This is a genomic window from Halomicrobium sp. HArcel3 (assembly GCF_058933135.1).
The window spans coordinates 30,651-56,133 of record NZ_JBZYDN010000001.1 but is presented as its reverse complement, the minus strand read 5'-3'; the positions used below and the strand labels follow the sequence as shown (position 1 = coordinate 56,133).

The window sequence follows — 25,483 nt, the reverse complement described above, 5'->3', positions numbered from 1 at the left end:
GATGGCCGACCAGTCGACCGACCCCACGGTCGTCTCGACGTCGCCGTCGGGCACGGAGATACTCTGCGCCCTCGGCGTCGAGCCCGCGGTCGTCTCCGGGTCGTGTGACCATCCGCCGTCGATCGCCGACCGGCCGCGCCTGGACCGCTCCCGCGTCGACGGCGAAACCAGTTCGGAGCGCGACGGCCAGGCCACCTCCTCGCACGAGGTGTACGACATCGACGAGGAGCTGCTCCGCGAGGTCGAACCCGACCTGATCCTCACCCAGTCGGTCTGTGGCGTCTGCGCCGTCGACGAGGGCCGCGTCCGCGAGATCCTCGCCGACGAACCGACCGACCCGGAGGTACTGGGGATGCGGGCCAGCGACCTCTCCAGTGTCCTCGACACCATCGAGACCGTCGGCGCGGCCGTGGGCCGGGAGGAGCGGGCCGCGAGGCTGATCGGTCAGCTGGAAGACTGCTTCGCGACCGTCGAGTCGATCATCGACGAAGGGGTCGCCGCCGACTCCGGCGACCGGCCGAGCGTCGCCGTCTTCGAGTGGCTCGATCCGCTCCACCTGGCGGCGAACTGGGTCCCCGAGGTCGTCGCACACGCAGGCGGCGACTACCCGCTCGCGGACCCTGGCGACCGCTCGGTGAAGGTCGACTGGGACGACGTCCGCGAGGCCGCCCCCGACGTGATCGTCGTCGCGCCGTGTAGCTACACGCTGGACGATTCCTTCGCCGCTATCGAGGAACTCACCGACCGCCCGGGCTGGGACGACCTTCCCGCCGTCCGGAACGACCGGGTGTACGTGCTGGACGGCAAAGCACTCAACCGCTGGACGCCGCGGCTCGCCGGCGAGTGCCAGCGCATCGCGACCGTGCTCCATCCGGAGCTGTTCGAGGGCGAGCCGCTGGCGGAACGGCTCCACGACTGACCATCTGCGATGAGATTGGCGTCCGTCGGATTGAAATGCCAGACAAGAGCGATATTCGACATGAGTTTGCTCGTACAAATCGCCGCCATCGGCACCGTCCTCATCGGACTCGCGTACGTCGCCGTTCCGCGAAGGGTGTACAGCACGGGGTTCGACTTCCTGCGAGGGGAGTCGTCGGAGCCGACGTGGGGCGGTCTCTGGCTACACCGGATTCTGGGTTGCGGACTGATCTGGACCGGCCTCTCGCATCTCCCGTAGTCATCGGCGCACTCCCCGCGATGGGGCACGAGTGCCAGCCACAGTCCGGAGCCAGCGACAGCGACCGTACCGACCGAGTTCAGTCCGGGTCGGCCGGGTTCCAGACGTCAGTCTTCCGGTCCGTTACCACGCCGTACTCCGCCTCGGCGACCGACTCCGGCGGCTCCGCTTCCGCGTACCGTGACGAGAAACTCGCCCGAATCGCATCCCGGACGCAGGCCCGCGCGCGACCCCCCACTTCGGTCGCACTCCCGGCGAACTCGGCTCGCTCACCCTCGGGGACGCACCCGACTGCGATGGCGTCGCTCGTCGTTCCCGGAACGCCGACCAGGTCCGAGAGCGTCGCCCCTTTGGCCTCGACGCAGGTGGCGAGCAGTTCCGCCAGCGTGCCGTTAGCGAGCGACCGCTCCGTCCCGACGACGACGTTGACGGTTCCCGGGCGCCAGTCCTGCGGGCCGTCGGCAGCGCTCCCCTCCGCCGTGGATTCGGACGTTTGAGGGTCCATCGGCAGCGCCGCGGGATTCGAGACGCCGGCCGTCGCCAGCGCCGTCACCGGGCCGGCGCTCGCACACCGGGCGTGGGCCATCGAGACGCCGGTGAGCAGCGCGGGCCCCAGATCCTCGAAGCCCACGGCGCGGAGTCGTTCGTCACGAAACGCGGCCAGGTCGGTCCGGTCGAACCCGTCGGGGACGGTGACGTTGTACACCGCGTCGGCGTCGCGGTAGCCGCCGTCCCAGCCGGTGACCAGCCAGCGGGCGCCGTCGCGCAGGCACCGGCAGACGCCGTCGCGGACCGTCGGGTCAAACACCGACGGCCTCCAGCAAGCGGTCGTTCTCGTCGGGGCGCCGAACGGCGACGCGGACGTGCGAGTCCAGCCCGCGGAAGGTCCGGGCGTCCCGGACGGCGATGGAGTCGTCGGCGACGCGCTCCAGCACGGCGTCGACCGCCGCCGAAGAGCTACAGTCGAACAGCAGGAAGGGGGCGTCGGACGGAAAGACGGCGAACTCGTGTTCGAGGCGCCCGCGCATGCGCGCACGCTCCCGCTCGACTCGTGCTCGCGTGTCCTCGACGAACGCGTCCTGGCGCATGCAGTACGCCCCCGTGGCGGCGGCGGGCGTGCCCAGCGACCAGGGCATCCGGGCCGTTTCGAGCCGGGCGCGGTGGTCACCCGTCGCCACCGCAAAGCCGGCGCGCAGTCCCGGCAGGCCGAACAGTTTGGTCAGCGAGCGCGCGACGACCACCCCGTCGGCGCCGGCGAGCGAGGGCCGGTCCGTGAATCCGAGGAACGCCTCGTCGACGAGGAGCGTGGTCCCCGCGGCGCGGCACCGGTCGGCGAAGCGGTCGAGCGCGTCGGCGTCGACACCTTCCCCTGTCGGATTGTTCGGATTGCAGAGGATAGCCATCGCGTGGTCGTCGACGGCGGCGTCGAGCAATTCGTCGTGATCCACGAAAGTCGGCTCGGCGCCCTGCAAGCGGACCTCGCGGGCGTACTCGCCGAAGCTGGGGAACGGAACGAGGACCGAATCGCCAGGGCTCACTGCCGTCTGGATGGCCAGCCGAATCGCGGCGAGGCCGCCGGCCGTCGGCACGACCGCGTCCGGGTCGCAGTCGACGTAGGACGCCGCCGCACGGCGAAACTCCGGGTAGGCGTCGTCCGGGTAGCTGCGAGCGGTGTCGAACGACTCCCGGAAGACGGCCTCGGCGCCGTCGGGGACCCGCGGGTTGACGTTGGCGCTGAAATCGAGAACGTCGGGGTCGTCGGAACTCCCGTGGGGAACGCGGCCGTCAGCGTCGATGGCGTCCTCGGCCCCCGAGCGGAGCGCGTCGACTGCCTCCGGGTGCATGTCCGCCCGTCCGTCGCACCGGCGGATAATACTTTCGCGGGCGCAGAACCGGGGACGGACGGGGAACAGGCTGTGACGGGACTGGGAACGGACCGGCTCATAGTGGTGGTTGTACCTTGTTACCGGCGTTCGCCGGCACCGGCCAGTCCAAGGGGGGCCAGGCTTACAACCACCACTATCAGGCCCGCGCCGAGATAGCCGAGACGGCGTCGTCGCGGGCGGTGACGGCGGTGAGTCGGCCGAGCTCGCGGTCGATCTCCGCCGACGGGTCGACCGCCAGCGAGACCGTCCGGCCGTCCGCCGTACTGATCCGGACGTTACGGGCACGTTCCCGGCGTATCTCGATACCGTCGAACTCGTCGGCGTGGCGGCGCGCGTACTCGACGAGTCCGATGCCGGCGAGCATCGGGAGGAAGCTCAGCAGCAGCAGTGGATTCACCGTCAGTGCGACGGTGCCAGCGAAGCACACGACGGTGAGGAGCGCACTCACCGAGAGCAGGACGCGGCGGCCGTCGGCCCGGGCCGGCAGGGCTCGCTCGACGCGGCGGAGCGCTGCCATGCCGTCGAAGTCGGCGGCGGTCCGCTCGTCGAGGGCCTCCAGCGTCACCAGTTCGGTGACCTGGTCGTTCCAGCGGAAGAGGGCAGTCGCGACGAGCGCGCCGACGGTCGCGAGCGCGAGGACGGGGACGGCGGGGTTCGAGGAGAACGCCGCCAGCGCGACGAATCCGAGAACCGAGAGTCCTGCACCGGCCCCGGCCACCAGGCGATAGTCGTTACCGCGGCAGGTGAACGTCGACTCGGGACGGCTCCGAATCGCACAGATGGCGCCGTAACCCACGTCGAGGAAGGTCCCGTCGTCGGCGAGGCAGACCAACCGGCGGTCGGTCACGCCGACGGACACCTCCTTCGGCGCGCTCTCGTCCGAGAGCGTCGCCGCGTAGACGCCCTGTAACGGTTCCTCTGCGAGAAGGCAGTCCCGAAGGCGATCGGTCGTCTGTGACATCAGTACCGAGGGGTACACCGCTTCGTGACATTGTAAGGAACCGCTTAGGTCACTGATGCGGTGACTGTCGACCGGCCGCGAAGCGGGCCGGCGAGCGGTGTAAGCCGGCCCTACGACGGCGGCCATGGCCCGAGCGGTTCCGGGCCTCACGCCAGCCGCCGGGCGAGGGCCAGGTCCGCGGGACGGTTGACGTTGACCGCCAACCCCTCGTCGTCGCGGACGAGAACCGCCTCGGGTTCCCCGCCGACGACGTTGAGGCCAGACGGCGCCACCTCGCGGCCCTCGTGTGCGAACGACGAGTCGACGCTCACCCCGAGGTCGCGTTTGCGCGCGACGGGAACCGCGACCGTCAGCGAGCCCGCGTCCCAGCGGTCCAGGACGGCCGTCACCGACTCCGAATCCAGCAACGGGAGGTCCGCAGCGACGGTGAGGACCGGCTCGTCGACCCGCGAATCGGTGAGGGCCGCCCGGAGGTCGGCGACGTACCCCTCGCCACCAGTCTCGATGACGGGGGCATCGACGTGGGCCGCCGTCGCGGGCGCGTTCGGCGAGGTGACTGCGTAGACGTCGTCGACGGGACTGCCAGCCAGCGCGGCGACGACGCGGTCGACCATCGAGACGCCGTCGACCTCCACGAGAGGTTTCTCGACGTCACCGTCCAGCCGGGAGCCCAGGCCGCCGCACATCACCAGAGCGTCCACGCGACCACCCCCGCGTGTAGCGCGACGACGCGAGCGAGTTCGTTCGTCGCGCCGAAGACGTCGCCGCCGACGCCGCCCAGCCGGCGGTCAGCCCACCGGTGGACGAGCACCGAGACGGCGAGGGCCGCCGAGAAGCAGGCGACGCCGACCACTACCGACCCGCTCGCGAGGAGCGCCGGGAGCGCGACGAATGCGATCAACGGCCGGTCGCCGCTGGCGGCGCGGTCGACGAATCGCGATCCGAACCCCTCGTGGCTCGCCTCGCCGGTGACGACCTGGAGTGCCACGGCGAGTTTCGCACCGACCTCCGCGGTCACGACGACGCCGACGGCGACCCGGACCGGCAGTTCGGCGAGTCCCAGGCCGGCGAGCGCCAGCCCGAGGAGGCCGGTCCCCAGCGCGAGCACCGCGCCGACGCCGACGGTCGTGTCTCGCATCACGTCCCGCCGTTCGGCGGGGTCGCCGTGGACGACCGCCGCGTCGCCCAGGTCGGCGAGGCCGTCCGCGTGGTTGACGCCCGTACTCAGCACGACCCACGCGAGAAACAGGACGGCCGTCGTCGTCGCCGGGAGGCCGAGGACGAACGGGAGCGCGAGTAGCGCTCCGACGACGTAGCCCGCCAGAGGAAAGGCGACCGGCCTGCGCTGGAACGCTTCGAGCGCGGCCTCGTCGCGGCCGACGGGGAGCCGGCTGAGGAACCCGAGCGCACCCCGGACGGCGGTCAGGACCACGCGATCCCCTCCGTCAGTGCGAGCGTCCCGGCGGCGAGCAGGTAGGCCAGCACGCCGGCGACCCCCACGGTCCGGACCGCCGACTGCGCCGCCGCAGTCGTCGGCAGCGGCGCGTCCGGATTGAGCACGTACGCGTCGGGCTTTTCGAGTCGGACGCCGGCCGTCGCAGCCAGGACGCCCATCGGCCACCCGGAGTTCGGCGAGGGAACCCCGTCGAGCCACGCGCGTGCTGCCGGAAGGGCGTCCGGTCGTCCGCTTGCGACGGCGAGGAGAACGGCGCTCGCGCGGGCGGGCAGCCACATCACGGCGTCGTCGAGGCGGGCCGACGCCCAGCCGACGGGCTTCGACCGGTAGCCCAGCATCGAGTCGAGGGTGTTCACGGCTTTCACCCACGTGGCCGCGCCGGCCGCGAGTCCGAGCTGTGCGGCCGGGTCGAGCGCGCCGGTCACCGCGGCGACGACGGTGAACGCGCCGAGCGGCGCGACCAGTCCGTCGGCGAGGTTCTCCGCCGCGCTCTCGACGGCCGCGCTGCGGACCTGGCCGGCCGAGAGGTCGGCGGCGTCCCGTCCCGCGAGAGACCGGAGCCGTTCACGCGCACGCGGGAGGTCAGCGTCCGTCGTCGTCACGACTCCCCTGGCCTCGGTCAGGAGCATTCGCAGACTCGTCGTGACGAAGAGCGCGACACCGGTGACCAGGATCCCCAGCCACGAGTGAGCGAGGACCGCCAGGACGACCACAGTTCCGACGAGCGCCGCGGCGACCAGCGGCAAGAGGGCCGCCGCGGTCAGTCCGACGGCCCGGGGGCGCGACCACTGGCGATCGAACGGGGTGACGAGGCGGCCCAGCCAGGCCACGGGGTGGAGCCGTTGCGGTGGTTCGCCGAGCGTCGCTTCGAGCACGCCCGCGACGACGACGGCGACGGGCGTCAGCACGGCGATCCCTCCGCTTCGAGCCAGGCCGGGAACGCGGTGAGCGGGACGTCCCCGACGAGCACCGACGTCGCGCCGGCCCGCCCAGCGCCGCCGTCGGTTCGGGCGTCGTCGCCCACGTGGACGAGCGCGTCGAGCGGGCACTCCAGCGCCGTCGCGGTCGCCTCGAATATCTTGTGGTGGGGCTTGCGCCAGCCGGAGTCGACGCTCGTCACGACGGCATCGACGGCGAGGTCGGCCCGGTCGAGCGTCCGCTCGACGAGTCCCGGCACGCTGCAGTTCGAGCAGACGGCGACGGGGCCGTAATCGCGTCCGGTAGAGAGTGCCTCGCGAGCGCCGTCGCGAACCGAGACGTCGCAGTCGAAGGCCACCAGTGTCGCGTCGTGAGCCGTCGCCACCGATATCTCGACGCCGCGGCTGGCCAGCGCGAGGCGAACGTGCTCGTCGAGGGGCGCCTCCGCGCCGCGGTCGTACTCGCGGTGAGACGAGCGGTAGGCTGCCTCCCAGTCGTCCGGGACGGCGACGTCCCGCTCGCGGAGCTCGGCCGCGACCGCGACCCACGGCTCGGTGGGCCGGTCTGCAGTTACGAGCGTCCCGAAGCAGTCGAACGATACTGCCACACACCTGTGATTACTGCAATCGCACTTGAACAGTCCGGTCAGGTCGAGCGGGACAGGTCAGGTGATCGACGCGATGTCGTCGACCGGCAGCACCGAGTAATCGACAGACAGCGTGTCCTTCGTCGCGCGAACGCGACCGACGAACGACGAGATGTCCTCCAGCTGCCCTTCGAGGACGAACAGCTCCATGCAGTAGCGGTCGCCGACGTGGCTGTGGAAGTTCGACGCGACCAGGTCCTCGTGGTCGTGGCGAAGGTGCATCATCTTCTCCTCGACGGCGGTGGTCTCGTAGTCGAAGAGGACGGTGACGATGGCCATCAGCTCGCGGTCCTCGAGGCGCTTGTCCTCGAACTCGCTCATCAGATTGCGCACGGCCTCGCGGACGATCTCAGACCGGCCCGTATAGCCGTGGTCCTCCGCGAACTCGTCGATCCTGTGCTCCAGTTCGTCCGGCATCGAGATGCTGACGACGCCCATGTATTAACGAAGACGGCATCGAGTAATAAAAATTCACATTCTCGAGACGCGACGAGCGTCCACTCGCCGTCGCATCAGCCAGCACGTTCGGGGCGATCGCGCTACTCGTCTTCAGCGATGATCGCATCGAAAGCACTATTTCGAGATATTCCAGCAAATTTTCCGGAGAGAACCACAGATATGGCTCAAAACAGGATTAAGAGTGTAAATTTTACGGTTCTGAAAAGGTCGCATCGGGCTTTGCGATGGCGATTTGATATAGCAGCATGTGGTTTTGTCACCATCTTTTCCATTCATGGTTACTGTTCCAGAGTATGGCGCTGTCGCTACCCGAAACGGCGAAAGAACGCTAATTACGGATTCAAAAGTTCTAAATACAGAGTGGTGTCGGAAGTGTATATAATTACCAGCGGTGGTGCACGTCGTCGAAGACGTACTTCTCGTAGACGTCGCGGACGGCACCGTGGGTCTGGTGACTGAGCGGGTCGGCCTCGCTGGCGGCGACGTTGTCGCGGATGTGTTCCGGCGACGTCGACCCCGGGATGACCGTCGACACCGCGTCGAAGTCGAGGATCCAGCGCAGGGCGGCCTGGGCCGTCGTCAGGTCCCCGGGAAGGTGGGTTTCGAGTTCGTCGACGGCGTCGAGGCCGCGCTCGAAGGGGAGCCCGGCGAAGGTCTCGCCGCGGTCGAAAGCCTCGCCCTCGCGATTGAAATTCCGGTGGTCGTTCTCCGGGAACTCGTCGTCCCGGGAGAGCTTCCCGGTGAGGAGCCCGGAGGCCAGTGGCACGCGGACGATGACGCCGACGTCGCGACGCTCGGCCTCTTCGAAGAACAGTTCGGCCGGGCGCTGGCGGAACATGTTGAAGATGATCTGCACCGTCTCGACACCGGGGTACTCGATGGCCTTCAGCGCCTGTTCGACCTTCTCGACGCTGACGCCGTAGTGAGCGATCTTGCCTTCCTCCTTCAGCCGGTCGAGCGCCTCGAACGTCTCGGGCTGGTAGTACGCGTCGTTGGGCGGGCAGTGGAGCTGGACGAGTTCCAGCGTGTCCTGACCGAGGTACTCCCGCGAGCGATCGACGAACTCGGAGAGGTGCTCGTAGTCGTAGTTCTCGGCGGTGTGCTCTTCGAGCCGACGGCCGGCCTTGGTCGCGACGACGACGTCGTCGCGTGCCTCGCGCTCGTCGAGGACGTTCGCGATGTGCTTCTCGCTCCGGCCGTCGCCGTAGACGTCCGCGGTGTCGATGAAGTCGATGCCGGCGTCGAGCGCGGTGCGGACGACGTCGCGACCGTCTTCGTCGCTCACGTCGCCCCAGCTTCCGCCGATGTTCCAGGTTCCCAGGCCGACCTCAGTGACGTTCCAGCCAGTCGTACCGAGTTCGCGTCGCTGCATGTAGCGGGACTATGCACCGATCACACTTGGATATGTGCAAAACAGGCTGTCGCACGAGACGATCGAAACGGACCGATGACAGGAACGGAGATTCCGGACTGCCGCTGTCGTCGGTTCGGTGGGTCACGGACCCACTCGGACAGGACGTGCCGTTTCGTGGACGCCGGGAGTCACTCGCCGAGCCACTCGGCCCGGCGGACGTCGAACCCGCCACAGGACGGACACGAGTGGTACTGGACCTCGAAGGTCGCCTCACACCCCATGCAGATGTACGGACGGCCATCGAGGTTCCCGAAGCGCGATCCGTCGTTCGCTCCGGTGAAGACTCCCATTGCGACCACACCCGAGGTACCACCCAGGTAGTTAAAAAGCGAGCCTATCGTTCACGTGATTTTCGGCGGTAGCTGTCCAGTTACTGTCACCTGAATGGAACGGACCCACAGTTCGTCGTGCACGCGCCCATCGCTCCCCAGTGGTAGTAGTTCGGGGACACCACTGAAACTCGACGTCGGCGTCAGGGAACTGACGTCAGAGTGAATCACTCCCCGTCGCACGGCTCCTGTCCGTCGAGAGTACCCCTACAATTTGATATGATCAACGCGCGCACGCGCGAGTTTGTCTAATGGAGGAATGAATAAGGAGAAGCGTATCTCCACTCCCCGGTAGAGAGGCGTGACTACCGTGCCGAACTCGGCAGCAGTCATCCCACGGTCCGAGTCGCGCTCCTCGACGAGCAGTTCTCGGACTCCGCGACGTCCCCGACGGCGCGTGGGGCTCTCACTGTACCGCCACGAGTCGGGGCGCCGAACCGGTACCCCGACAACATTCATTGAGTCGTCGGTCGAAGGAGGAGACGTGCTCGTACTCCCGACGACGATTCTCCTGACCCGGGACCGTCACGACACGGCGCCGGACGACGTCACCGCACCCGTCGAGACCGTTCGTCGACCGGACGCGAGGGGGCGGCCGAGACGCACCCGTGCGAACCCGCACGTAGCATGAGCGGAGAGCCAGACCAGAATGCGACGCGGTACTACTTCGTCAGCGACCTCCACATCGGGGGCGACGAGACGCTCCAGGAGGTCGAGTTCATGGACGAATTCCTCGCGTTCCTCCGCGAGCTACCCGAGCGCGACGAGGACGCGGAGCTCATAATCAACGGCGACCTGTTCGGGCTCTGGGAGTTCACCGAACTGGAGGGGATGGAGAAGTTCGACGCGCTGCTCGAACTGTATCCCGAACTGTTCGAGCAACTCCGGGCGACCGGCGAGCAGGTCCCGACCACCGTCATCCCGGGGAATCACGACTACGAACTCGCGTGTCACCCCGAGTACGTCGAGCGGCTGGCGGAGTACAACGTCTCCCTCGAACAGGAGATCGTCATCACTCGCGAAGTCGCGGACCGCGTCGTCTGGATCGAACACGGCCAACAGCGCGACCCGAACAACAGGAGTCCCGACTTCGGAAACCCCTACGCGAATCCACCGGGCTACCACGTGAACCGCCACGTCACGAGCAAAGCGGGACGGCTCTCGAAGCGAGGGCGGTTCAACTGGCTGAAGGACATCCAGTCGGTGACGCCGATGACGCGGATTCCCGACTGGATGATCTCCCAGTATTTCTACCGGGAGATGAGCCCCCTGCTTCGCTACACCGCGGTGCCGTTCCTCCTGCTGTTCCAGGTGAGTCTACTCTACCTCCTGGCCGTGGCGCTCGACGTCCTCGGCGTCTGGTCGCTGCCGGCGGAGGCGGTGTCGTTCGTGCTCACCAGGTTGAGTATCGTCGGTACGCTCATCGACCTCGTCCTCGTCGTGAACGTCGTCGTCATCGCCATTCTCGCCTTCCTCGCGATTCCGGCCTTCTTCCTCGCGCGAGACGTCCGAAAGACGCTCACCCGGTTCGGACTGGTCGGCGGAGACGACCCGGAAGACGTCAGCGACAGGTACGTCGACGTGGCCCGGGCGGTGTTCGACGAACACCCCGAGGTCGCGGTGTTCCTCTACGGACACACCCACCGCGCCTCCGTCACGGAGGTCGCCGACCGCGTCGTCGTAAACACGGGGACGTGGCTGCGACGACTCCACCGGCGATCGGTCGTGCTCGGGTTGCTTCCGGACGTGTTCTACCCCTCGTACCGCCTGAACTACGTGTGCATCTCGGAGGCGGACGGCGACGTCGTCGTCGAGTACGAGACCGTCCAGAAACCGAACCCAGACGACCTGAGTCTCCTGGAACGACTGCTCACGCCACTGGCGACGCCCCAGGAATCGATTCCGCCGCGGACTATCGTCGACGGCGGCGACGGGCCGTGGCGACCCGAGTCGGAGCGCCCCACCGACGACCGGATCGGCAGCGACGTAGACGTCGACGGAACTCGGGACGCCGGACGTGGTCGGTGACGCTGCCGTTCGGCCCCGGCCCGGAGGGAGATATCCCTGGCTTCCCGCACGGCTCACTCGACGCGAACATTGACCAGACGTGCCTGCCCGGTCGCTTTGTTCGCTGTGGGGGCGACGATTGGCACATTCGATTCGTCCTGGCTGTGATTACCCACGCGGCGCTCGTGAGGAGCGCCACGAGAAGTATCGGTGGCTCTGTTGAGAAGTATCCGTACGTGGCTGGAGTCCCCCAGGAGTTTCGTGCCCGCGTCTGCAGGATCAGATCGATGAACGCCGGCCGATCCGATCTCAAAGCAGTTCTTTACGTCGACGGGAACAAACGGGACGAAACCACTGTCTCCGAGGCGGGGGAGCTGTTCACGCGAGTGGAAACGCAGGTCCTCGCGCCGTGGACTGCCGAGAAGGAGATCTCCGTCGAGTTCGAGCCTGCCGAGAAATCGGCCGGCGATTGACTGATCGATACTGAACACATCGAATGGACGGGCTTGCGATCTTTCGAACGGAGCAGAAACGACGACTGCCTTCCCGTCGCCAGTCGCGTTTCGTCGCTGGACAGCGGAGACTGCAGCCGCGGCGCGTGCAATTTCCGCGACGAAATCGACTCGGGCGTTAGCTGGTTAGCCGGCACTGGCTTCCTCTGGTCGCGGTCGGCCCAAATTCAGTCCGCACTCCCCGATTTAAACGAAAGAAGCGGTTTCGCTACGCCTGTTGACTGCGACTGCCGAGCACGAAATCGGGTCGGTACACCCTCTCGAAGCCGACAGCTCGCTACGCTCGCGAATCGGCTTCGAAGAAATCCGCCCTCCCCGATTTGAACAGATGCCAGACGTTCCTGCTCGGTCGCTGCGCTCCCTGCGCGGGGCTGCGACTGGCGTGTTCAAATCGGCTCGGGCAATATTTTTCACTGTTCACTGTCGTTCGCAGGAGAAATCCGCCCTCCCCGATTTGAACGGGGGACAAGTCGATCTACAGTCGACTGCTCTACCAGTCTGAGCTAAGGGCGGGCGTACTCAATGGTAGCGCCGTTGCCGGACTTAACGGTTATCATTCCGTGTGACAGGGAGGTCGGGGAGGAAAGTTGATATAGTCCGCCGGTGACCCATACGACGAACCGAATGGCACCGATTTCGACCGTCTCAGAGGATGTTTGCAGACGTCGAGTGGTGCTCCGAACGATGCGTGTAAACGGGTCCTGTGATCTCCTCGATCGTCTAGTTACGGCTCGAAACACCCGTTATTCGCGTTTACACACCTTCCGCGAGAGGGAGCGCCAGACGGAACGCGGGAGTTCAAGCCCGGCTTTCGCCCCCTCGTTGGCGGGGTCGAACGGCCGCGACGGCAGAAGGGGTTTGCTCGGCCGAGAGGCCTGTAAACGCCATTTAGGCACCGTTTAGAGTCGTAAACGTGCCAATGTCATACACCGTCGTAACCTTTATTATGCCATAGTTTGTTGTGAGGTACGCGTAAGACGGTCGTCTTACACAGTGCGAATCAGCGCGGACGGCGTTGCCGTCTGGGGGTTTCGCTGTGTGACACACTGTCCGGCGTGTAAACGCCATCCGTCTTACCGGGGAACGAATAACAATGGAGCGTGTGACACTACGGATTCCGAAGCAGCAGATAGAAGAGGTCGAACGAATGGTCGAGACGGGGGAATACCCCAACCGCAGCGAGGCTATCCGCTCCGCTGTGCGTGAGATGCTCTCCGAACAGGAACCATCTCAGGAACGGCCATCAGAGAAACGCAAGCGGCGCACCTGGGCGAGGGCCTAACGATGCAGGACATCGTCAAGGAAGCGCTCGAGCGTGACGAAGCGGAGCAGCAGAAGATGGACGACGAGAGCGTCGACGGGTTCGGCGATCCGCGGATCGTCATCGTCGGCTGTGGTGGTGCCGGCAACAACACCGTCAACCGTCTGTACAACATCGGCGTCGAGGGCGCCGACACCGTCGCCATCAACACGGACAAGCAGCACCTCAAGATGATCGAGGCCGACACGAAGATCCTGGTCGGCAAGTCCCTGACCAACGGCCTCGGCGCTGGCGGCGACCCCAACATGGGCGAGCGCGCCACCGAGATGGCCCAGGGGACGGTCAAGGAAGTCCTCGGCGACGCCGACCTCGTCTTCGTGACTGCAGGCATGGGCGGCGGTACGGGCACCGGCGCGGCGCCGGTCGTCTCCAAGATCGCCAAGGAACAGGGCGCCATCGTCGTGGGCATGGTCTCGACGCCGTTCAACGTCGAGCGTGCCCGGACAGTCAAGGCCGAGGAGGGTCTCGAACGGCTCCGCAACGAGGCCGACTCCATCATCGTCCTGGACAACAACCGACTGCTGGACTACGTCCCCAACCTGCCCATCGGCAAGGCGTTCTCGGTGATGGACCAGATCATCGCCGAGACCGTCAAGGGTATCTCGGAGACGATTACCCAGCCGTCCCTGATCAACCTGGACTACGCCGACATGACCTCGATCATGAACCAGGGCGGCGTCGCCGTCATGCTTGTCGGCGAGACCCAGGACAAGAACAAGACCGAGGAAGTGGTGAAGGACGCGATGAACCACCCGCTGCTCGACGTCGACTACCGCGGCGCCAGCGGTGGCCTCGTCCACATCACCGGCGGTCCCGACCTCACGCTGAAAGAGGCCGAGGGCATCGCCCAGAACATCACCGAACGCCTGGAGGCCAGCGCCAACGTCATCTGGGGCGCCCGCATCCAGGAGGAGTACAAGGGCAAGGTCCGCGTCATGGCCATCATGACCGGCGTCCAGTCGGCGCAGGTGCTCGGCCCGAGCACGCAGAAGCAGGCCGACAAGTCCCGGCAGGCCATCGAGGGCGTCGACGACGACGACATGTCCTTCGACGCCAGCCAGAACGTCGAGTCCTCCCAGGAGTTCGGCCACACCGACGGCGGCCAGGATTCCCACGAGAAGAACAACGGTCTCGACGTCGTCCGGACGAACCAGTAACTCCCGGCACTCCACGCCAGGAGTTCTCGAACACGGTTATCTCGCTTTTCTCACGACGCTCGACCGGTGAGCGAGAGCTACATCGTGCGGCGATAATGTGAAATTTACCCGCCTTATCTAGTTCGTAATAAACCGATAGCACGCTGTTCGGTCAGTCGACAGCCCTATGAGCAGAAGATTACCACAGGTGGCCGTGCTACTGGTCGCGCTCGCGGTGGGCGCGGCCGGTACCGCAGTCCTCGCTACTGGGCCGGCGTCGGCCCAGGCGACCTCCATCGATTCGTGTACAGTCATCGACGAACCGGGCCACTACGTCCTGACGCAGGACGTCGATCAGCCCGACGAGACCGAGAGCGCGTGTATCGAGATCCGATCGAGCGACGTCGTCCTCGACGGCGACGGCCACGGCATCACCGGGAACAGCTACGGGACGGTCGTCGGAACGAACGGATCGGCCGCTGTCGAGAACGTCAGCGTCGTCGACCTCACCGTCCGCCAGGGCGCAACGAACGTCCGGTTCGAGAACGTCACCGACGGCCGGGTCGTCGACGTGACGAGCGAGGAGCCGGAATCCGCCGGTTCCGGCGTCGCCGTCGTCGAGTCGGAACGGGTCGAGATTCGGGACGGCGACCTGGGGGCGAACATGGGAAGCCCCGCAGTGCGGCTCCGCGACGTCACCGACGTCGCCGTCGAAAACAACGCGGTGACTGGTGGATACGTCACCGGAATCGACGCCGAACGGACGAACCGGTCCCGGATAGCCGAGAACGCGTTCGACGTCGACAGCACCCCGGTCGACCTCTCGAGCGGGGCCGGCAACGTCGTCGCGAACAACACGTTCGAACAGCGGCCCGAGGTCGCTATCGCAGTCGGCGGACAGAATAGTACGGTGACCGGCAACGCCATCGGAATCGCGAGGAACGGGATCAGCGTCTCGGGATCCGGCCACACCGTCGCGGACAACGACGCGACGCGGATCTCCGGGTGGGCCGCGTCAGCGGAAGGGCGTAACCACAGGTTCGTGAACAACAGGTTCGGTGGTGGTGACGGTATCGAGCGAAGCGGCGGCGCGCTGGAACTCGCCGGCGGTGGGCACCTGGTAGCCTCGAACGATCTCCAGGGCGTCCACGGTGTGTACCTCCAGAATGCGACCGGTCCCACGACGATTCGCCACAACGACGTCGACGCCATCTATGGCGTTCGGGTCGACGAGACGGAACTCTGTCTGCCCCGGCGGAGCGGTGGCGCGGTCGTCGACGTTCGGGCGAACAACTTCACCGCCGACGACGGGGACGGTCAGTACTACGGTGTCCTGAACGAAGACGAGCAGGTCCTTACCGCGACGAACAACTACTGGGGCGCCGAGACCGGGCCGTCGAGTCCGGCCGGTGAGAACGTGAGTGACCCGATAACGGGGACGGCCGCCGACGGTGACGGCGCGCCCGTCTCCAGCGGCGTCCACTTCGACCCGTGGCTCGGTCAGGAGCCGGCGAACCAGTCCGGGGCCTGACCGGCCGGAGAGCACTTCGAGGCCTCCTTTCGCTTGCACCCCGTGAACGGCAGTTCTGGACCGGAGGACGGCTTCTTCGAGTACGACCGTGGTCGTACAGAGCGTCCGTTATTGTGTTATTAGTAAATGTATCTACTCGAGTCGTCCCGCTCGTACCAGTATGAGCCTATCGACGAAACCGGTCGCGGTACTGGTCGCATTCGCGGTGTGCGTATCCGGTACCGCGGTCCTCGCTACTGGGCCGGCGTCGGCCCAGACCTCCTCGATCGATTCGTGTACAGTCATCGACCAACCCGGCTACTACGTCCTGACGGAGGACATCGATCTACCGAACCAGGGACACGTCGTCGGACTCGACGAGCGGGCCTGTATCGATATCCGGGCGAACGACGTCATCCTCGACGGCGACGGCCACGTGGTCGATAGCGGCAGGTTCACGAAGGCCGTCGGAACGGGTAACTCGATGCCGGTTCGAAACGTCACCGTGACCGACCTCGAGGGGACGGATAACGTCGTCAACGTCCGATTCGAGAACGTGACCGACGGACGAATTACGAACGTCACGAGCCTGGACCCGAACAGCTACGGTGAGGGCGTCCAGGTCGTTCAGTCCAAACGGGTCGAAATCCGCGAGAGCGAACTGCACAATACGTACCACGCGGGCTACGCGGCGGTGCGGATCAGTGATACGACGAATGCCACTGTGAGCAACAACACGTTCTCGGCGACGTCCCTCGGAGTCGAAGCGGAGCGACTGTCCGACTCAGTCGTGAAACGGAACTCGTTCGACGTCAAGCAGTTCGGCTCCGCGATCTCGGTCGAGAGCGGGTCCGGGAACCTCCTCGCGGAGAACGTCGTCGCAGGACGGCCGAATCACGGGATCCTGCTGAACGGGCACGAGAATACGGTCGCGGAGAACACCATCAGACGCGCCGACGACACCGGCATCGACGTCGATGGATCCGGACACACCGTCTCGAACAACGACGTCAGCCGCGCCGCGGAGTGGGGCGCGCTCGTCGAGGGAAGTAATCACACGATAGTGAAAAACGAGTTCAGCCGCGGCGGGGACGGCTCCGACTACGGTGGAGCGCTGCGACTCGCCGGTGACGACCACGTGGTCGCCTCGAACGACCTCGGCGGCGTCCACGGCGTGTTCGTCCGACGGGCGACCGGACAGACGACGATCCGTCACAACGATATCGACGCCACCTACGGCGTCCGTATCGCCAACGAGGACCGCTGTCGGCCCCGGTGGACCCGCGCGGCGTTCGTCGACGTCCGCGCGAATAACTTCACGGTCAGCGACGGTGACCGGCAGGCCTACGCCGTCGTGAACGAAGACGAGCAGGTCGTCACCGCGACCAACAACTACTGGGGCGCCGAGAACGGGCCATCAAGTCCGGCCGGTGAGAACGTGACCGACCCGATAACGGGCACGGCCGCCGACGGTGACGGCGCACCTGTCTCCAGCGGCGTCCACTTCGACCCGTGGCTCCCGCAGGAACCGACGAACGGGACCGCAGGCTGACTGCTCTCGGATCGCTTTTCGGCTACACCGCTTCCAGCGCGTCGAGCAGCCCACACTTCCGGCACAGGTCGCGGGCCGTCGGCGCGCCGCAGCGTTCGCACTCGCCGAAGTCTGGCGTGCCCTCGTCGTCGGGATCCTGGGCGCTGGAGGCCAGCGAGGCGAGTTCCTCGTAGCCGGCCATGATCGAGTGGCGCGTGCCGGGGTGGTTCTCTTCGAGTTTCAGCATCAGCTGCTGTATCTCGCCGCGGTAGGCCTCCTCGGCGTGGGGACACTCGGTGATGTGGGCCGGCAGGTCGCGGAAGCGGGCGTAGAGCGCGACTTCCTTCTCGGGAACGTCGCGCAGGGGCTTGGCCCGCGGGACGTGGTGGTCCTGGTCTTCGCGGGCGTGGTCCGTGGCGGCGCCGCCGTCCGTGGCTCGGTCGCCAGACTGGTTCCCATCGAACGGGCCAAGTGACGCCTCGAAGTGTTTGGCCATCTGGCCGACGTCGCCCTCCAGGAAGTTCATCAGCGCCGTCTCGGCCTCGTCGTCGAGGTTGTGGCCAGTGAGCAGTTTGTCGGCGCCCAGCTCCTCGGCGTACCGGGAGAGGATATCCCGCCGAAAGACGCCGCAGTACGCACAGGCGGCCATGTTCTCCGGGTCGTCCTCGACGACGTCGTCCATCCGGACGTCGAACTCGTCCTCGTAGTGGACGACCTCGTGGCGGATTCCCAGGTCCTCGGTGAGTTCCACGCAGGCCTCCAGGCTCTCGTCGCGGTACCCCTCGATCCCCTCGTGGATCGACAGCGCGACGAGTTCGATCCGCGGGTCCTCGGCGAACGTTTCGTGGAGGATCTGCGTGAGGACGACGCTGTCCTTCCCGCCCGAGAGCCCGATGACCCAGGTGTCGGGGTCCTCGGGCGTCGCGTCGTCCGGAACGAGGCCGTCCTCGCGAACCCGGCGGCGGACCCGCTTGTCGACGGCCTGGCAGAGGTGACCCTCGCAGAGGTGGAGGCCGCTGTATTCGGCGTGGACCGCCGCCGAGTCGCCGCACTTGTCGCACTCCATTGGCGTGTGGTTGTGAACGCGCGAGGGTGAGGGTTTCGTTCTGGACGTGACGGAGCTGTGTTCGTGAACGTCAGAGTGGACGCCAAGACACAGAAAGCCCTCGCGCGTTTGCGGTCCCGGGGCTTGCTGCGCGCCTCACTCCGTTCGGTGCTTGCTGCGCCCGGGTTCCCGCAAACGCGTTCGCCCTTTCATTCCTCCAGGGACAGCGTTGCTCGCGCGGCCTCACTTCGTTCGGCACACGCTCGCGATTATGGCCACCAACCCTCCCCGGATTCGCGCCGTCCGGCGCGAATCACGCTTCCTTCCACATCGCACCGCGGAGTCAATCGAGCGCGTCCGACCCGTCGGCGAGCACGTCGAGCAACGTCTCCAGATGGTCCTCTCGTGAGGCCGACGAGAACAGTTCGTGGCCGCCGTCGTAGAGGACGATGTGGTCCGAATTCGCGCGGTCGCCGATAGCGCGCGTCGAGACGACGCGGTCCGACAGCGAGCAGAAGACGACGGCGTCGTCGTCGATAGCGGGGAGTCGGTCGTGGGCCTCGCGCGTCGCCCGGAGGAAGCGGGGCGAGACGCGACTCGGCGTCTCCCGCAGCTGCCGCTCGGTGGCGTACTCCCCGAGGAGGTGCGGCCCCGCCATACCGCTGGGAAGGACCTTCGCGTCGGCGGGAATCTTCGCGAGTAGCGACGGGAGCGGGCCGCTCGTCGCCGGAGGATATCCCCACCAGGGACTGAGGTAGGTCCGCGTCGTCACGCCGGAGACGCGGGCGTGGGCGGCCGTCAATCCGCCGGCGCTGTGGCCCAGCAGGGCGAACTCGTCGAGGTCGGCGGCGTAGCGCTCGACGGGGGCGACCCACTCGTGCCTGACGTTCCTGACGTGGACCGGGAGGGTGGCGGTGTGGACGCGCCAGCCGTCCGCGACGAGACGGTCGATCAGCCAGCGGACGGGTTCGTGGTCCGGTCGATTCCCCCAGCCGAGGACGAACAGGCAGTCACGTTCGGCCGCACCGTCGCTGGTGTCAGCTTCGCCGTCGACGACCGCGCCTCCACCAGCGTCGGCCGCGGCGTCCGCCGACCCGAACACGTCGAACTCCATGGACGAGCATCTGCCGCGAGCGGGAAAAAACGGGCGCCGATTCCGGAGAACTACGTCGCGTCCTCGTCCGGCCGCCACTCGACCCAGTCGCCGTGCTGTTCGAAGGCGGCCAGGAGGTCGGTCCTGACCTCGCCGTCCTCGGCACGGGTCCACTCCAGACGGATGCCGTCCTGATCGCCGAACACCGTCTCACCGGCGAGCCAGTGGAGCGGGCGCCGCGCGGCGAACTCGCGGACGGTCTCGTCGAGTTGCTCGCGGACGGCCTCTGGGACCTGGTACAGCACCAGCGTGTCGAAGACGCAGACCGGCACGTCGTCGGGGACGTCGGCGAGGACGGCCGGGAGGTCCTCCAGGAGGTCGCCCGTGACGAGGTTCGGTGGGTCCCGCTGGGCAGTCTCGATGGCCCCCTCCAGCGTCCGACGACGCTCGTCGTGTTCGGGCCAGACGAGCGCCCGTAGCCAGTCCGCATCGTCCGGGTCAGTCACGTCCATCGGGTTCAGGTCGATACCGACGCGGGAGTGGACGGCCGGCGGGTCGTCGGGGAGCGGTGGGTCCTCGTCTCCGCGGACCGTCGTCCGCACGGTCGCGGGGGCGTCGACCGGCCCGGCGGTGCGGTCACCGAACTCGTAGCGGTAGCGGTCGAACAGGAGGTTCAGCCCGGCGCTGGGGCCGAGTTCGACGAGCGCGAGCGGGCCGTCGACCTGCCGGGCGACGTGAGAGATCGCGGGATACAGCGCCGCGGCACGACGGACCGAGTTCGTCTGGGTTCGCCGGGTCGCGAGCAGCGGGCGGAGGTCGTCCTCGTACGTCTCGCAGAAGTCGCGAAGTCGGTCGCTGAGCGCGTCGTCCGGAGCACGTGGGGTTTCGGTCACGCTCGGGTAGTAATCGGCCAGCGGGTGGTCTGCGCCGCGCAAGAGGAGAAACTGCACCGCGGCGAGGAAGACGTTGGCCGTCGAGCGGTCCTCGGGGACTGCCGCGGCGAGTTCGAGGAGGTCGGGGTCGTCGGCGACGATGCGACCGATGCGTTCGTACAGCGGCGAGGAGTCGGCGGCCCACCCGGCCAGGTCGGTAAACGCCTCGGCCACCCCTTCCTGCGCCGGCACGTCGTCCACCCCCTCGTGAGCGTCCACGTCGTCCACCATGCCCGCCGCTTCTGCCAGCGTGGCAGTAAGTGTTAGGCTCCCGTGCTGTGGAGTCCGACGATGCCGACGACGATGAACCCGAGGAAGAACAGTCGGGCGGGACTGGCTGGCTCGTCGAGCACCGTCAGGCCGTAGATGGCCGTCGACGTGGCGCCGATGCCAGTCCAGACGGCGTATGCGGTGCCGATGGGCAGGTCACGGACGGCCCGGGCCAGCAGGACCATGCTGATGGCGAGTGCGACGACAGTGATTGCAGTGGGCACCGGCCTCGTGAACCCGTCGGAGTACTCCAGGCCGATGGCCCACACCGCCTCGAACAGTCCGGCGACGAACAGCAGGAGCCAGGACATCGACGAACTGTGGGAGCGGAGTGCCGGTAGTGCTTGCGTTTCGAGCGCGTACAGCGGGCGTTGCGAGTCCCGGGCTCACTCGAACTCGGTCTCGCGCTCGGTCCCTCGTCCTCGTTCGCGGTCACGCTGCCGGTCCTCGACGTTCTCCAGGGTGTCGGTTTCGAGGAGTCGCTCGACCTTCCGCTCGAACTGGTCGTCGGTGAGTTCGCCGTTCGCGTAGCGCTCCCGCAGCCGTGCCAGCGCCTCGTCGTCCCCGTCCGCGTCGGTGCGAGCGGCCCTTGCGTCGGCCGATTCGTCGGTCGACTCGCCAGTCGTCGATCCGCTGGCGACGTCCTCGCCGACCCACTCCTCGACGTCGTCTTCGTCGCCGAACAGGATGGCAGTGAGGGGGATCAGCACGATGTATCCGAACAGCATGAACGGGAGCCACCACTCGAACCCCAGGAAGAGCGCGGCCAGCCAGATACCGGTCACGAGCATCGAGACGATGCCCGTCGCGTTCTCGCGGGCCCGCTGGGCCGGACTGGCGTCCTCCATACGTCCGGGTACCGCCAGCCGTCGCTTAATGGTTGCGTCGGTGTCGAGCGGTCCGAGGCCGTCCGGGCCGACTGGAAACCGTTTTCCTTCGCACTCGCCAAGAGAGTCCCAATGAACGAGTTCGGTCGAGAGCAAGCCATCGACCGCGTCGCGGAGATCGTCTCGACCGTCGCGAGTGAACCGATGCCGGTCCCGGTCCGCGAGGTCTGGGTGTACGGCGACGTCGCGCTCGGGCTGGACCCCGTCGAACGGCTGGACGTCTACCTCACCAAGGACATCCTGATGCGCGACGCACCCGACCGCGCCGAGGAGTTCGAGGCGGAACTCGGCGTCCAGGGCGTCGGCAAGACGGTCCGGGCCGCGTGGGCCGACGAGTACCCCGAGCACGTCCGGGCCAATTCGAACGGCCACGCCGCGCCCGAACAGTGTCTGGCGGCCCAGCTGCTCGACGACGACGAACCGGTCCACCTGGAGGTGTGCAACGCCTCCTTCGAGGACAACGTGCGACAGCGGCTGAAGGGCGCCCAGGCCCGCGAGAACTACGAACAGATCCTGGATCCCAGAGGTGTCTGCCTGTGGGTCGACGACGATTCCGGCGGCCAGCGCAGCGACGAGGCGTTCCGCAAACTCAGGGAGGGCGAACTCGTCTTCCCGACGCTGTCGGGCGCCCTGGAGATGCTCGGGATGGAGGCGGACGAGGCCAGCGCCGCCGCCGACGTCGTCGAGGCCTATCGCGAACGCCAGGACGGCGCGACGGTCCGCGGCGACGTGGTCTGAGCGGTGTGACAGCCCCTGTCGCCGGTGACAGCGACAGTCTATTTCTATCCGGCGGGTGAACCCCGACCGATGGCCGAAACCCTCCACGTCGCCGTTCGCACGCTGCACGTCCTCGGGATGGTCGTCCTGCTCGGCGGCGCGGGCATGGTGTGGTACGTGGCTCGTCGCGATGGTCGTGGCGGTGGCAGTGACACGGCGTCGTCGCTCGCCAGCGGCTACGAGTGGGCGTTCTGGGGCGCGCTGGGCGTGATGGTGGTCACCGGCGTCGGCAACCTCGGCGCGCTCGGGGCGCCCGGTCCCGAGACCCGCTGGGGAACCATTCTGCTGGTGAAGCTCGTCGTCGTCGCCGTGTTCGTGCTCGGGTCGCTCGTCCGTACAGTCGCGATCGCCCGGATAGACGCCGAGGAAGGACGTCCAGGCCCTGCGAGCGTTCCGTTCTACCGGCGGGCCTACGGTGCGACGACCGCCGCCCTCCTCGTTCTAGTCGTCCTCGCGGAGGTGCTCGCTCATGGCTGAGGCCGACCGGCGACTCCTGGTCTGGACGCTGGCGTCGTTCCACGTCGCCGGGCTCACGGTCGGATTCGTCCTCCCGGCGTACGCCTCCGGCGGCCTGAGCGACGTCCTCCCGGAGTTCGGGACTGTGCTGGGGTTCCTCGGCTACGCGTACCTCTGGGTGCTCTCCTTCCTGGCGACGCGCTGGGTGCTCACCGACGAGGTGTTCGAAGCGACGCTCGTCGGGGCAGTACGGCCCGTGATTCTTAGGGGGAGCGCCGGCGGTGGGCTGGTCGGCCTGGGAACCTTCCTCGGACCGGTAGTCCTCCTGACGATCCAGGACCTGCTCTCTGGCCCCAGCAATCCGGCGGGTATCGCGCTCATCGTCGCGATCGGTTCGGGTATCGCCACCGTCGTCGGCGTGGCCTTCGGCCTGGTGTTCACGCTGCTCGACCTGGCTGCGGTCCGGATCGCGGGCCTGGTCGTCCCCGACAGGGACGGGCCCAATCCGATGGCTACCGAAGCGGCGGTCGGGTCGGCGACGGAGCAGACAGAGTCAGCAGAGTCGACGCCCGACTCCGAACCGGTCGGCGAGGGAGAGTAGCCCACGCTGACCGGCAGCGTCAGACGCGACCGACAGTGACGAAGAAGGGCACCGTCTCGGTGCGCTCGTACGCTTCGTTCTGCATCTGCTCGACGACGTCACGTCCGAGCGAGCGCCACTGCCGGCGGAGTTCGTCGTAGTCGGCTTCGCTGGCGTCGCCGGCGAGAATCTCCGCCCGGTCGTCGGCGATGGCCTCACCCGTCGCCTTCCGGCGGGCCGCCTCGATAGCGCTCTCGGAGTACGGTGGGCCCGTCCGCCGCACCTGGTCGTAGCGCCGGGTCGAGACCACGTCGAGGCCCGCGTCGTCGAACAGGTCGGCGGCGCTGGCGCCGAGCGCAACGTCCGTGTCCACGCCGTCGAGGTAGCGTTCGCGGGCCCGCCGGGCCAGTGCCGGTTCGTCGTCGACGGTGGACTCGATCGTGACGGCGCTGTTGTCGGGCTCGACCACGGCGACGGCGTCGGCGGCGACGCGGGCGAACTCCCGGACCGCGACGGCGGGGTCCGGGAGGTTGATCAGCAGCGCCTGGCAGACTACCAGGTCGACGGCGTCCTCACGGAACGGCAGGCGCGTCGCGTCGCCGCGGACCACCGGCGGGTCGACGGCCTGGAGGAGCGTCGGGTCCGCGTCGAGGCCGACGACCCTGGCGGGACACTCCTCCCTGAGGACACGCGTGAGGACGCCCGTTCCGCAGCCGACGTCGAGGACCGACTCGCGCTCGGCGAGGTCGAGGTCCACGAGTGCCTCCCGGGACCCCTCCCACATCCCCTGGCGCGTCGTTTCCAGGTAGTCGGCGCTGAACTGTCGCACACCCGTGATTGCGCACGGACCGGAAAAAACGGGTCGATTATCTGGTGGGTGAGTTCGTGTGAGAGCGAGAGCAAGAAACTCGGACAAGACTTCGAAAGCCCTCGGCGGGCTCTCTGGAGTCGGAATTGATACAGCAAACACCTCGAAAGCCCTCGGCGCGCTCGACTCGTGCGAACCCGCTGTGCGCGCTCGTTCCTCGCGTGCTTGCGGGTTCGGACTTCGCCGACCGCACCTCGCCCTTTCATTCCGCCAGGTTCAGCATCGCTCGCGCGATGAAATGCGCTCGCGATTGGCGCCACCAGCCCTCCCCGAACCCGCCGCGTCCGCGGCGGGTCACGCTTCCTCCCGCAACCGCTCGGCCGGGAGGCCGTCTCGTCGGCCGACCAGGGGAAGGGCAGGGCTGCGGTGCTGTCCTCGGAGTCTTGCGCGAACGGAGTGAGCGCAAGGCTCAGGAGAGCTTGCTCTCCTGGAGGAATGAAAGGGCGAGGTACGCTCCGGGAACCCCGGCCCCGTAAGCACCGAACGCAGTGAGGAGCGCAGCGGGGCCGCGGGACCGGAGCGTGCCGAGGGCTTTCGAGTTGCTGATTGCTATCTCAAAGTAGCAGCCAGCGACCCATATCCAAACAAAAGCCGTCACTCCTAGTCATCGGAGGCCCACTCGTAGGGGCCGGGCGGCAACCGCAGTTCGTCCAAGGCGGGGAGGTGTTTGACGTTGTACACCACCTGCAGGTCGTCAGTGATGGGCTCGCCGACACACGAAAGCCGGATCCCTCGGTCGGTCATTTCGGAGGGGAGGACGTGGCTCACGGGCAGGGAGAGGTCGCCATCGACGACGATGACGGCGCAGTTAGCGCAGGCGCCGCCGCGACAGGAGAACGGCCAGGTGAAGCCGTGTTCCTCGGCGGCTTCGAGCAGCGTGTCCCGCTCCTCGACCCGGAACTCGCCGTAGTCCTCGCTGTCGAGGTTCGCGGCGGCGGCCTTCTCGAAGAGGTCCTCGTCGGTCAGCTCCCACCCGTTGTCGGCCAGCACCTCGTAGTCGAGGTACTCGACGAGAGGGTCCTGGTCTTCCGGCTCGGTCTCCTCCTCGACCTCGGGTTCGGGCCAGGATTTGGGGAGGGTCTCGCCGGCCTTGATCGCTTCGTAGGCCGCCCGCACGCGCTGGAACTCCGCCTTGGATCCGCCGTGGTCCGGGTGGGCCTCCTTCACCCGGCGGCGGTAGGCCTGCTTGACCGCCTCGTCGTCGGCGCCGGGGTCGAGGTGGAGGACGTCGAACGGGGAATCCACTGGGTTACCCTAACCGAATCAAGGCGAAAAATCTTCTGACGCGGCTGGTGCCGAGCGAGCGGCGAAC

The 25,483-nt window shown here is 67.2% G+C and carries 28 protein-coding genes and 1 tRNA gene; 11 read left to right on the top strand and 18 right to left on the bottom strand.

Going from position 1 to position 25,483, the window contains the following annotated elements:
- The first annotated feature begins 1 nt into the window (after position 1).
- Positions 2-919 carry an ABC transporter substrate-binding protein gene (locus AC5FRV_RS00260; protein WP_493559130.1) on the top strand — a complete coding sequence of 306 codons (918 nt, stop codon included), beginning with the start codon at positions 2-4 and terminating at the stop codon, positions 917-919.
- 60 nt (positions 920-979) lie between these two features.
- Positions 980-1,177, top strand: a complete 198-nt coding sequence (locus tag AC5FRV_RS00255; protein WP_493559129.1) for a hypothetical protein — start codon at positions 980-982, stop codon at positions 1,175-1,177.
- Positions 1,178-1,256: 79 nt separating this feature from the next.
- On the opposite strand, the gene AC5FRV_RS00250 is transcribed toward AC5FRV_RS00255, so the two are convergent.
- The 10 genes from AC5FRV_RS00250 to AC5FRV_RS00205 all read right to left on the bottom strand — a co-directional run bounded on the left by AC5FRV_RS00250 (position 1,257) and on the right by AC5FRV_RS00205 (position 9,216).
- The gene (locus tag AC5FRV_RS00250) at positions 1,257-1,985 is read right to left on the bottom strand and encodes an adenosylcobinamide amidohydrolase (protein WP_493559128.1); all 729 of its coding nucleotides are present in this window, start codon (positions 1,983-1,985) and stop codon (positions 1,257-1,259) included.
- Positions 1,978-3,021: a threonine-phosphate decarboxylase CobD gene (gene cobD / locus AC5FRV_RS00245; RefSeq protein ID WP_493559127.1), complete on the bottom strand. Its 1,044-nt coding sequence runs from the start codon at positions 3,019-3,021 to the stop codon at positions 1,978-1,980. The genes AC5FRV_RS00250 and cobD overlap by 8 nt, the downstream gene beginning before the upstream one ends.
- Before the next feature lie 178 nt (positions 3,022-3,199).
- Positions 3,200-4,024 (bottom strand): hypothetical protein, encoded by an 825-nt coding sequence (locus tag AC5FRV_RS00240; protein WP_493559126.1) that lies wholly within the window; start codon positions 4,022-4,024, stop codon positions 3,200-3,202.
- A gap of 146 nt (positions 4,025-4,170) precedes the next feature.
- Complete coding sequence (locus AC5FRV_RS00235; protein ID WP_493560138.1) at positions 4,171-4,710, bottom strand: NTP transferase domain-containing protein; 540 nt, start codon at positions 4,708-4,710, stop codon at positions 4,171-4,173.
- Complete coding sequence (gene cobS, locus AC5FRV_RS00230) at positions 4,710-5,456, bottom strand: adenosylcobinamide-GDP ribazoletransferase (RefSeq protein WP_493559125.1); 747 nt, start codon at positions 5,454-5,456, stop codon at positions 4,710-4,712. The genes AC5FRV_RS00235 and cobS overlap by 1 nt, the downstream gene beginning before the upstream one ends.
- Positions 5,447-6,388, bottom strand: a complete 942-nt coding sequence (gene cbiB, locus AC5FRV_RS00225; protein WP_493559124.1) for an adenosylcobinamide-phosphate synthase CbiB — start codon at positions 6,386-6,388, stop codon at positions 5,447-5,449. Before cbiB ends, cobS begins: the two co-directional genes overlap by 10 nt.
- Positions 6,382-7,005 carry an HAD family hydrolase gene (locus tag AC5FRV_RS00220; protein WP_493559123.1) on the bottom strand — a complete coding sequence of 208 codons (624 nt, stop codon included), beginning with the start codon at positions 7,003-7,005 and terminating at the stop codon, positions 6,382-6,384. The genes cbiB and AC5FRV_RS00220 overlap by 7 nt, the downstream gene beginning before the upstream one ends.
- Before the next feature lie 57 nt (positions 7,006-7,062).
- Positions 7,063-7,482 carry a nickel-responsive transcriptional regulator NikR gene (nikR, locus tag AC5FRV_RS00215; protein ID WP_089816583.1) on the bottom strand — a complete coding sequence of 140 codons (420 nt, stop codon included), beginning with the start codon at positions 7,480-7,482 and terminating at the stop codon, positions 7,063-7,065.
- Between the two features lie 403 nt (positions 7,483-7,885).
- Entirely contained in the window at positions 7,886-8,875 is a 990-nt protein-coding gene (locus tag AC5FRV_RS00210) for an aldo/keto reductase (RefSeq protein ID WP_493559122.1), read from the bottom strand.
- A 170-nt stretch (positions 8,876-9,045) separates the two neighbouring features.
- Positions 9,046-9,216: a hypothetical protein gene (locus AC5FRV_RS00205; RefSeq protein ID WP_493560158.1), complete on the bottom strand. Its 171-nt coding sequence runs from the start codon at positions 9,214-9,216 to the stop codon at positions 9,046-9,048.
- Positions 9,217-9,873: 657 nt separating this feature from the next.
- Between AC5FRV_RS00205 and AC5FRV_RS00200 the strand changes: the two genes are divergently transcribed.
- A complete protein-coding gene (locus tag AC5FRV_RS00200; RefSeq protein ID WP_493559121.1) occupies positions 9,874-11,274 on the top strand; it encodes a metallophosphoesterase in 1,401 nt (466 codons plus the stop codon).
- Positions 11,271-11,726, top strand: a complete 456-nt coding sequence (locus AC5FRV_RS00195) for a hypothetical protein (RefSeq protein WP_493559120.1) — start codon at positions 11,271-11,273, stop codon at positions 11,724-11,726. The genes AC5FRV_RS00200 and AC5FRV_RS00195 overlap by 4 nt, the downstream gene beginning before the upstream one ends.
- Before the next feature lie 478 nt (positions 11,727-12,204).
- Here the strand turns inward: AC5FRV_RS00195 and AC5FRV_RS00190 are convergent.
- A tRNA-Tyr gene (locus AC5FRV_RS00190) sits at positions 12,205-12,278 on the bottom strand.
- A 580-nt stretch (positions 12,279-12,858) separates the two neighbouring features.
- On the opposite strand from AC5FRV_RS00190, the gene cdrS reads away from it, so the two are divergent.
- The 4 genes from cdrS to AC5FRV_RS00170 all read left to right on the top strand — a co-directional run bounded on the left by cdrS (position 12,859) and on the right by AC5FRV_RS00170 (position 17,284).
- Positions 12,859-13,047: a transcriptional regulator CdrS gene (gene cdrS, locus AC5FRV_RS00185; RefSeq protein ID WP_089816579.1), complete on the top strand. Its 189-nt coding sequence runs from the start codon at positions 12,859-12,861 to the stop codon at positions 13,045-13,047.
- Positions 13,048-13,049: 2 nt separating this feature from the next.
- Positions 13,050-14,243: a cell division protein FtsZ gene (gene ftsZ, locus AC5FRV_RS00180; protein ID WP_493559119.1), complete on the top strand. Its 1,194-nt coding sequence runs from the start codon at positions 13,050-13,052 to the stop codon at positions 14,241-14,243.
- A 166-nt stretch (positions 14,244-14,409) separates the two neighbouring features.
- On the top strand, positions 14,410-15,753 hold the full coding sequence (locus tag AC5FRV_RS00175) for a NosD domain-containing protein (protein WP_493559118.1): 1,344 nt from the start codon (positions 14,410-14,412) through the stop codon (positions 15,751-15,753).
- Between the two features lie 160 nt (positions 15,754-15,913).
- Positions 15,914-17,284: a right-handed parallel beta-helix repeat-containing protein gene (locus AC5FRV_RS00170; RefSeq protein ID WP_493559117.1), complete on the top strand. Its 1,371-nt coding sequence runs from the start codon at positions 15,914-15,916 to the stop codon at positions 17,282-17,284.
- Between the two features lie 22 nt (positions 17,285-17,306).
- Here the strand turns inward: AC5FRV_RS00170 and ncsA are convergent, their stop codons facing one another.
- From ncsA to AC5FRV_RS00145, 5 genes are all read right to left on the bottom strand, one after another.
- Positions 17,307-18,329 carry a tRNA 2-thiolation protein NcsA gene (gene ncsA, locus AC5FRV_RS00165; RefSeq protein ID WP_493559116.1) on the bottom strand — a complete coding sequence of 341 codons (1,023 nt, stop codon included), beginning with the start codon at positions 18,327-18,329 and terminating at the stop codon, positions 17,307-17,309.
- Positions 18,330-18,651: 322 nt separating this feature from the next.
- Complete coding sequence (locus AC5FRV_RS00160; RefSeq protein ID WP_493559115.1) at positions 18,652-19,422, bottom strand: alpha/beta fold hydrolase; 771 nt, start codon at positions 19,420-19,422, stop codon at positions 18,652-18,654.
- 50 nt (positions 19,423-19,472) lie between these two features.
- A complete protein-coding gene (locus AC5FRV_RS00155; protein WP_493559114.1) occupies positions 19,473-20,564 on the bottom strand; it encodes a DUF2332 domain-containing protein in 1,092 nt (363 codons plus the stop codon).
- Positions 20,565-20,596: 32 nt separating this feature from the next.
- Positions 20,597-20,914 carry a quaternary ammonium compound efflux SMR transporter SugE gene (gene sugE / locus AC5FRV_RS00150; protein WP_089816574.1) on the bottom strand — a complete coding sequence of 106 codons (318 nt, stop codon included), beginning with the start codon at positions 20,912-20,914 and terminating at the stop codon, positions 20,597-20,599.
- A 75-nt stretch (positions 20,915-20,989) separates the two neighbouring features.
- Positions 20,990-21,451, bottom strand: a complete 462-nt coding sequence (locus tag AC5FRV_RS00145; RefSeq protein ID WP_493559113.1) for an SHOCT domain-containing protein — start codon at positions 21,449-21,451, stop codon at positions 20,990-20,992.
- 111 nt (positions 21,452-21,562) lie between these two features.
- On the opposite strand from AC5FRV_RS00145, the gene AC5FRV_RS00140 reads away from it, so the two are divergent.
- From AC5FRV_RS00140 to AC5FRV_RS00130, 3 genes are all read left to right on the top strand, one after another.
- Positions 21,563-22,228, top strand: a complete 666-nt coding sequence (locus AC5FRV_RS00140) for a DUF7095 family protein (protein WP_493559112.1) — start codon at positions 21,563-21,565, stop codon at positions 22,226-22,228.
- A 69-nt stretch (positions 22,229-22,297) separates the two neighbouring features.
- Positions 22,298-22,744 (top strand): CopD family protein, encoded by a 447-nt coding sequence (locus tag AC5FRV_RS00135; protein ID WP_493559111.1) that lies wholly within the window; start codon positions 22,298-22,300, stop codon positions 22,742-22,744.
- On the top strand, positions 22,737-23,324 hold the full coding sequence (locus AC5FRV_RS00130; protein WP_493559110.1) for a DUF7965 family protein: 588 nt from the start codon (positions 22,737-22,739) through the stop codon (positions 23,322-23,324). Before AC5FRV_RS00135 ends, AC5FRV_RS00130 begins: the two co-directional genes overlap by 8 nt.
- Positions 23,325-23,343: 19 nt before the next feature.
- Here AC5FRV_RS00130 and AC5FRV_RS00125 read toward each other — a convergent pair whose 3' ends face one another.
- A complete protein-coding gene (locus tag AC5FRV_RS00125) occupies positions 23,344-24,087 on the bottom strand; it encodes a class I SAM-dependent methyltransferase (protein ID WP_493560137.1) in 744 nt (247 codons plus the stop codon).
- A 684-nt stretch (positions 24,088-24,771) separates the two neighbouring features.
- A complete protein-coding gene (fer, locus tag AC5FRV_RS00120; protein WP_493559109.1) occupies positions 24,772-25,416 on the bottom strand; it encodes a ferredoxin Fer in 645 nt (214 codons plus the stop codon).
- Positions 25,417-25,483 lie beyond the last annotated feature (67 nt).

What these genes read in the sequence shown, in the direction of transcription:
- AC5FRV_RS00170 (WP_493559117.1), top strand. Translation starts at nt 15,914, where the DNA reads ATGAGCCTATCGACGAAACCGGTCGCGGTACTGGTCGCATTCGCGGTG.
- AC5FRV_RS00240 (WP_493559126.1), bottom strand. Translation starts at nt 4,024, where the DNA reads ATGTCACAGACGACCGATCGCCTTCGGGACTGCCTTCTCGCAGAGGAA.
- cdrS (WP_089816579.1), top strand. Translation starts at nt 12,859, where the DNA reads ATGGAGCGTGTGACACTACGGATTCCGAAGCAGCAGATAGAAGAGGTC.
- sugE (WP_089816574.1), bottom strand. Translation starts at nt 20,914, where the DNA reads ATGTCCTGGCTCCTGCTGTTCGTCGCCGGACTGTTCGAGGCGGTGTGG.
- AC5FRV_RS00140 (WP_493559112.1), top strand. Translation starts at nt 21,563, where the DNA reads ATGAACGAGTTCGGTCGAGAGCAAGCCATCGACCGCGTCGCGGAGATC.
- AC5FRV_RS00135 (WP_493559111.1), top strand. Translation starts at nt 22,298, where the DNA reads ATGGCCGAAACCCTCCACGTCGCCGTTCGCACGCTGCACGTCCTCGGG.
- AC5FRV_RS00200 (WP_493559121.1), top strand. Translation starts at nt 9,874, where the DNA reads ATGAGCGGAGAGCCAGACCAGAATGCGACGCGGTACTACTTCGTCAGC.
- AC5FRV_RS00125 (WP_493560137.1), bottom strand. Translation starts at nt 24,087, where the DNA reads ATGTGGGAGGGGTCCCGGGAGGCACTCGTGGACCTCGACCTCGCCGAG.
- cobD (WP_493559127.1), bottom strand. Translation starts at nt 3,021, where the DNA reads ATGCACCCGGAGGCAGTCGACGCGCTCCGCTCGGGGGCCGAGGACGCC.
- AC5FRV_RS00145 (WP_493559113.1), bottom strand. Translation starts at nt 21,451, where the DNA reads ATGGAGGACGCCAGTCCGGCCCAGCGGGCCCGCGAGAACGCGACGGGC.
- AC5FRV_RS00255 (WP_493559129.1), top strand. Translation starts at nt 980, where the DNA reads ATGAGTTTGCTCGTACAAATCGCCGCCATCGGCACCGTCCTCATCGGA.
- AC5FRV_RS00160 (WP_493559115.1), bottom strand. Translation starts at nt 19,422, where the DNA reads ATGGAGTTCGACGTGTTCGGGTCGGCGGACGCCGCGGCCGACGCTGGT.
- ncsA (WP_493559116.1), bottom strand. Translation starts at nt 18,329, where the DNA reads ATGGAGTGCGACAAGTGCGGCGACTCGGCGGCGGTCCACGCCGAATAC.
- AC5FRV_RS00260 (WP_493559130.1), top strand. Translation starts at nt 2, where the DNA reads ATGGCCGACCAGTCGACCGACCCCACGGTCGTCTCGACGTCGCCGTCG.
- AC5FRV_RS00130 (WP_493559110.1), top strand. Translation starts at nt 22,737, where the DNA reads ATGGCTGAGGCCGACCGGCGACTCCTGGTCTGGACGCTGGCGTCGTTC.
- nikR (WP_089816583.1), bottom strand. Translation starts at nt 7,482, where the DNA reads ATGGGCGTCGTCAGCATCTCGATGCCGGACGAACTGGAGCACAGGATC.
- AC5FRV_RS00235 (WP_493560138.1), bottom strand. Translation starts at nt 4,710, where the DNA reads ATGTGCGGCGGCCTGGGCTCCCGGCTGGACGGTGACGTCGAGAAACCT.
- AC5FRV_RS00175 (WP_493559118.1), top strand. Translation starts at nt 14,410, where the DNA reads ATGAGCAGAAGATTACCACAGGTGGCCGTGCTACTGGTCGCGCTCGCG.
- AC5FRV_RS00155 (WP_493559114.1), bottom strand. Translation starts at nt 20,564, where the DNA reads ATGGTGGACGACGTGGACGCTCACGAGGGGGTGGACGACGTGCCGGCG.
- AC5FRV_RS00210 (WP_493559122.1), bottom strand. Translation starts at nt 8,875, where the DNA reads ATGCAGCGACGCGAACTCGGTACGACTGGCTGGAACGTCACTGAGGTC.
- ftsZ (WP_493559119.1), top strand. Translation starts at nt 13,050, where the DNA reads ATGCAGGACATCGTCAAGGAAGCGCTCGAGCGTGACGAAGCGGAGCAG.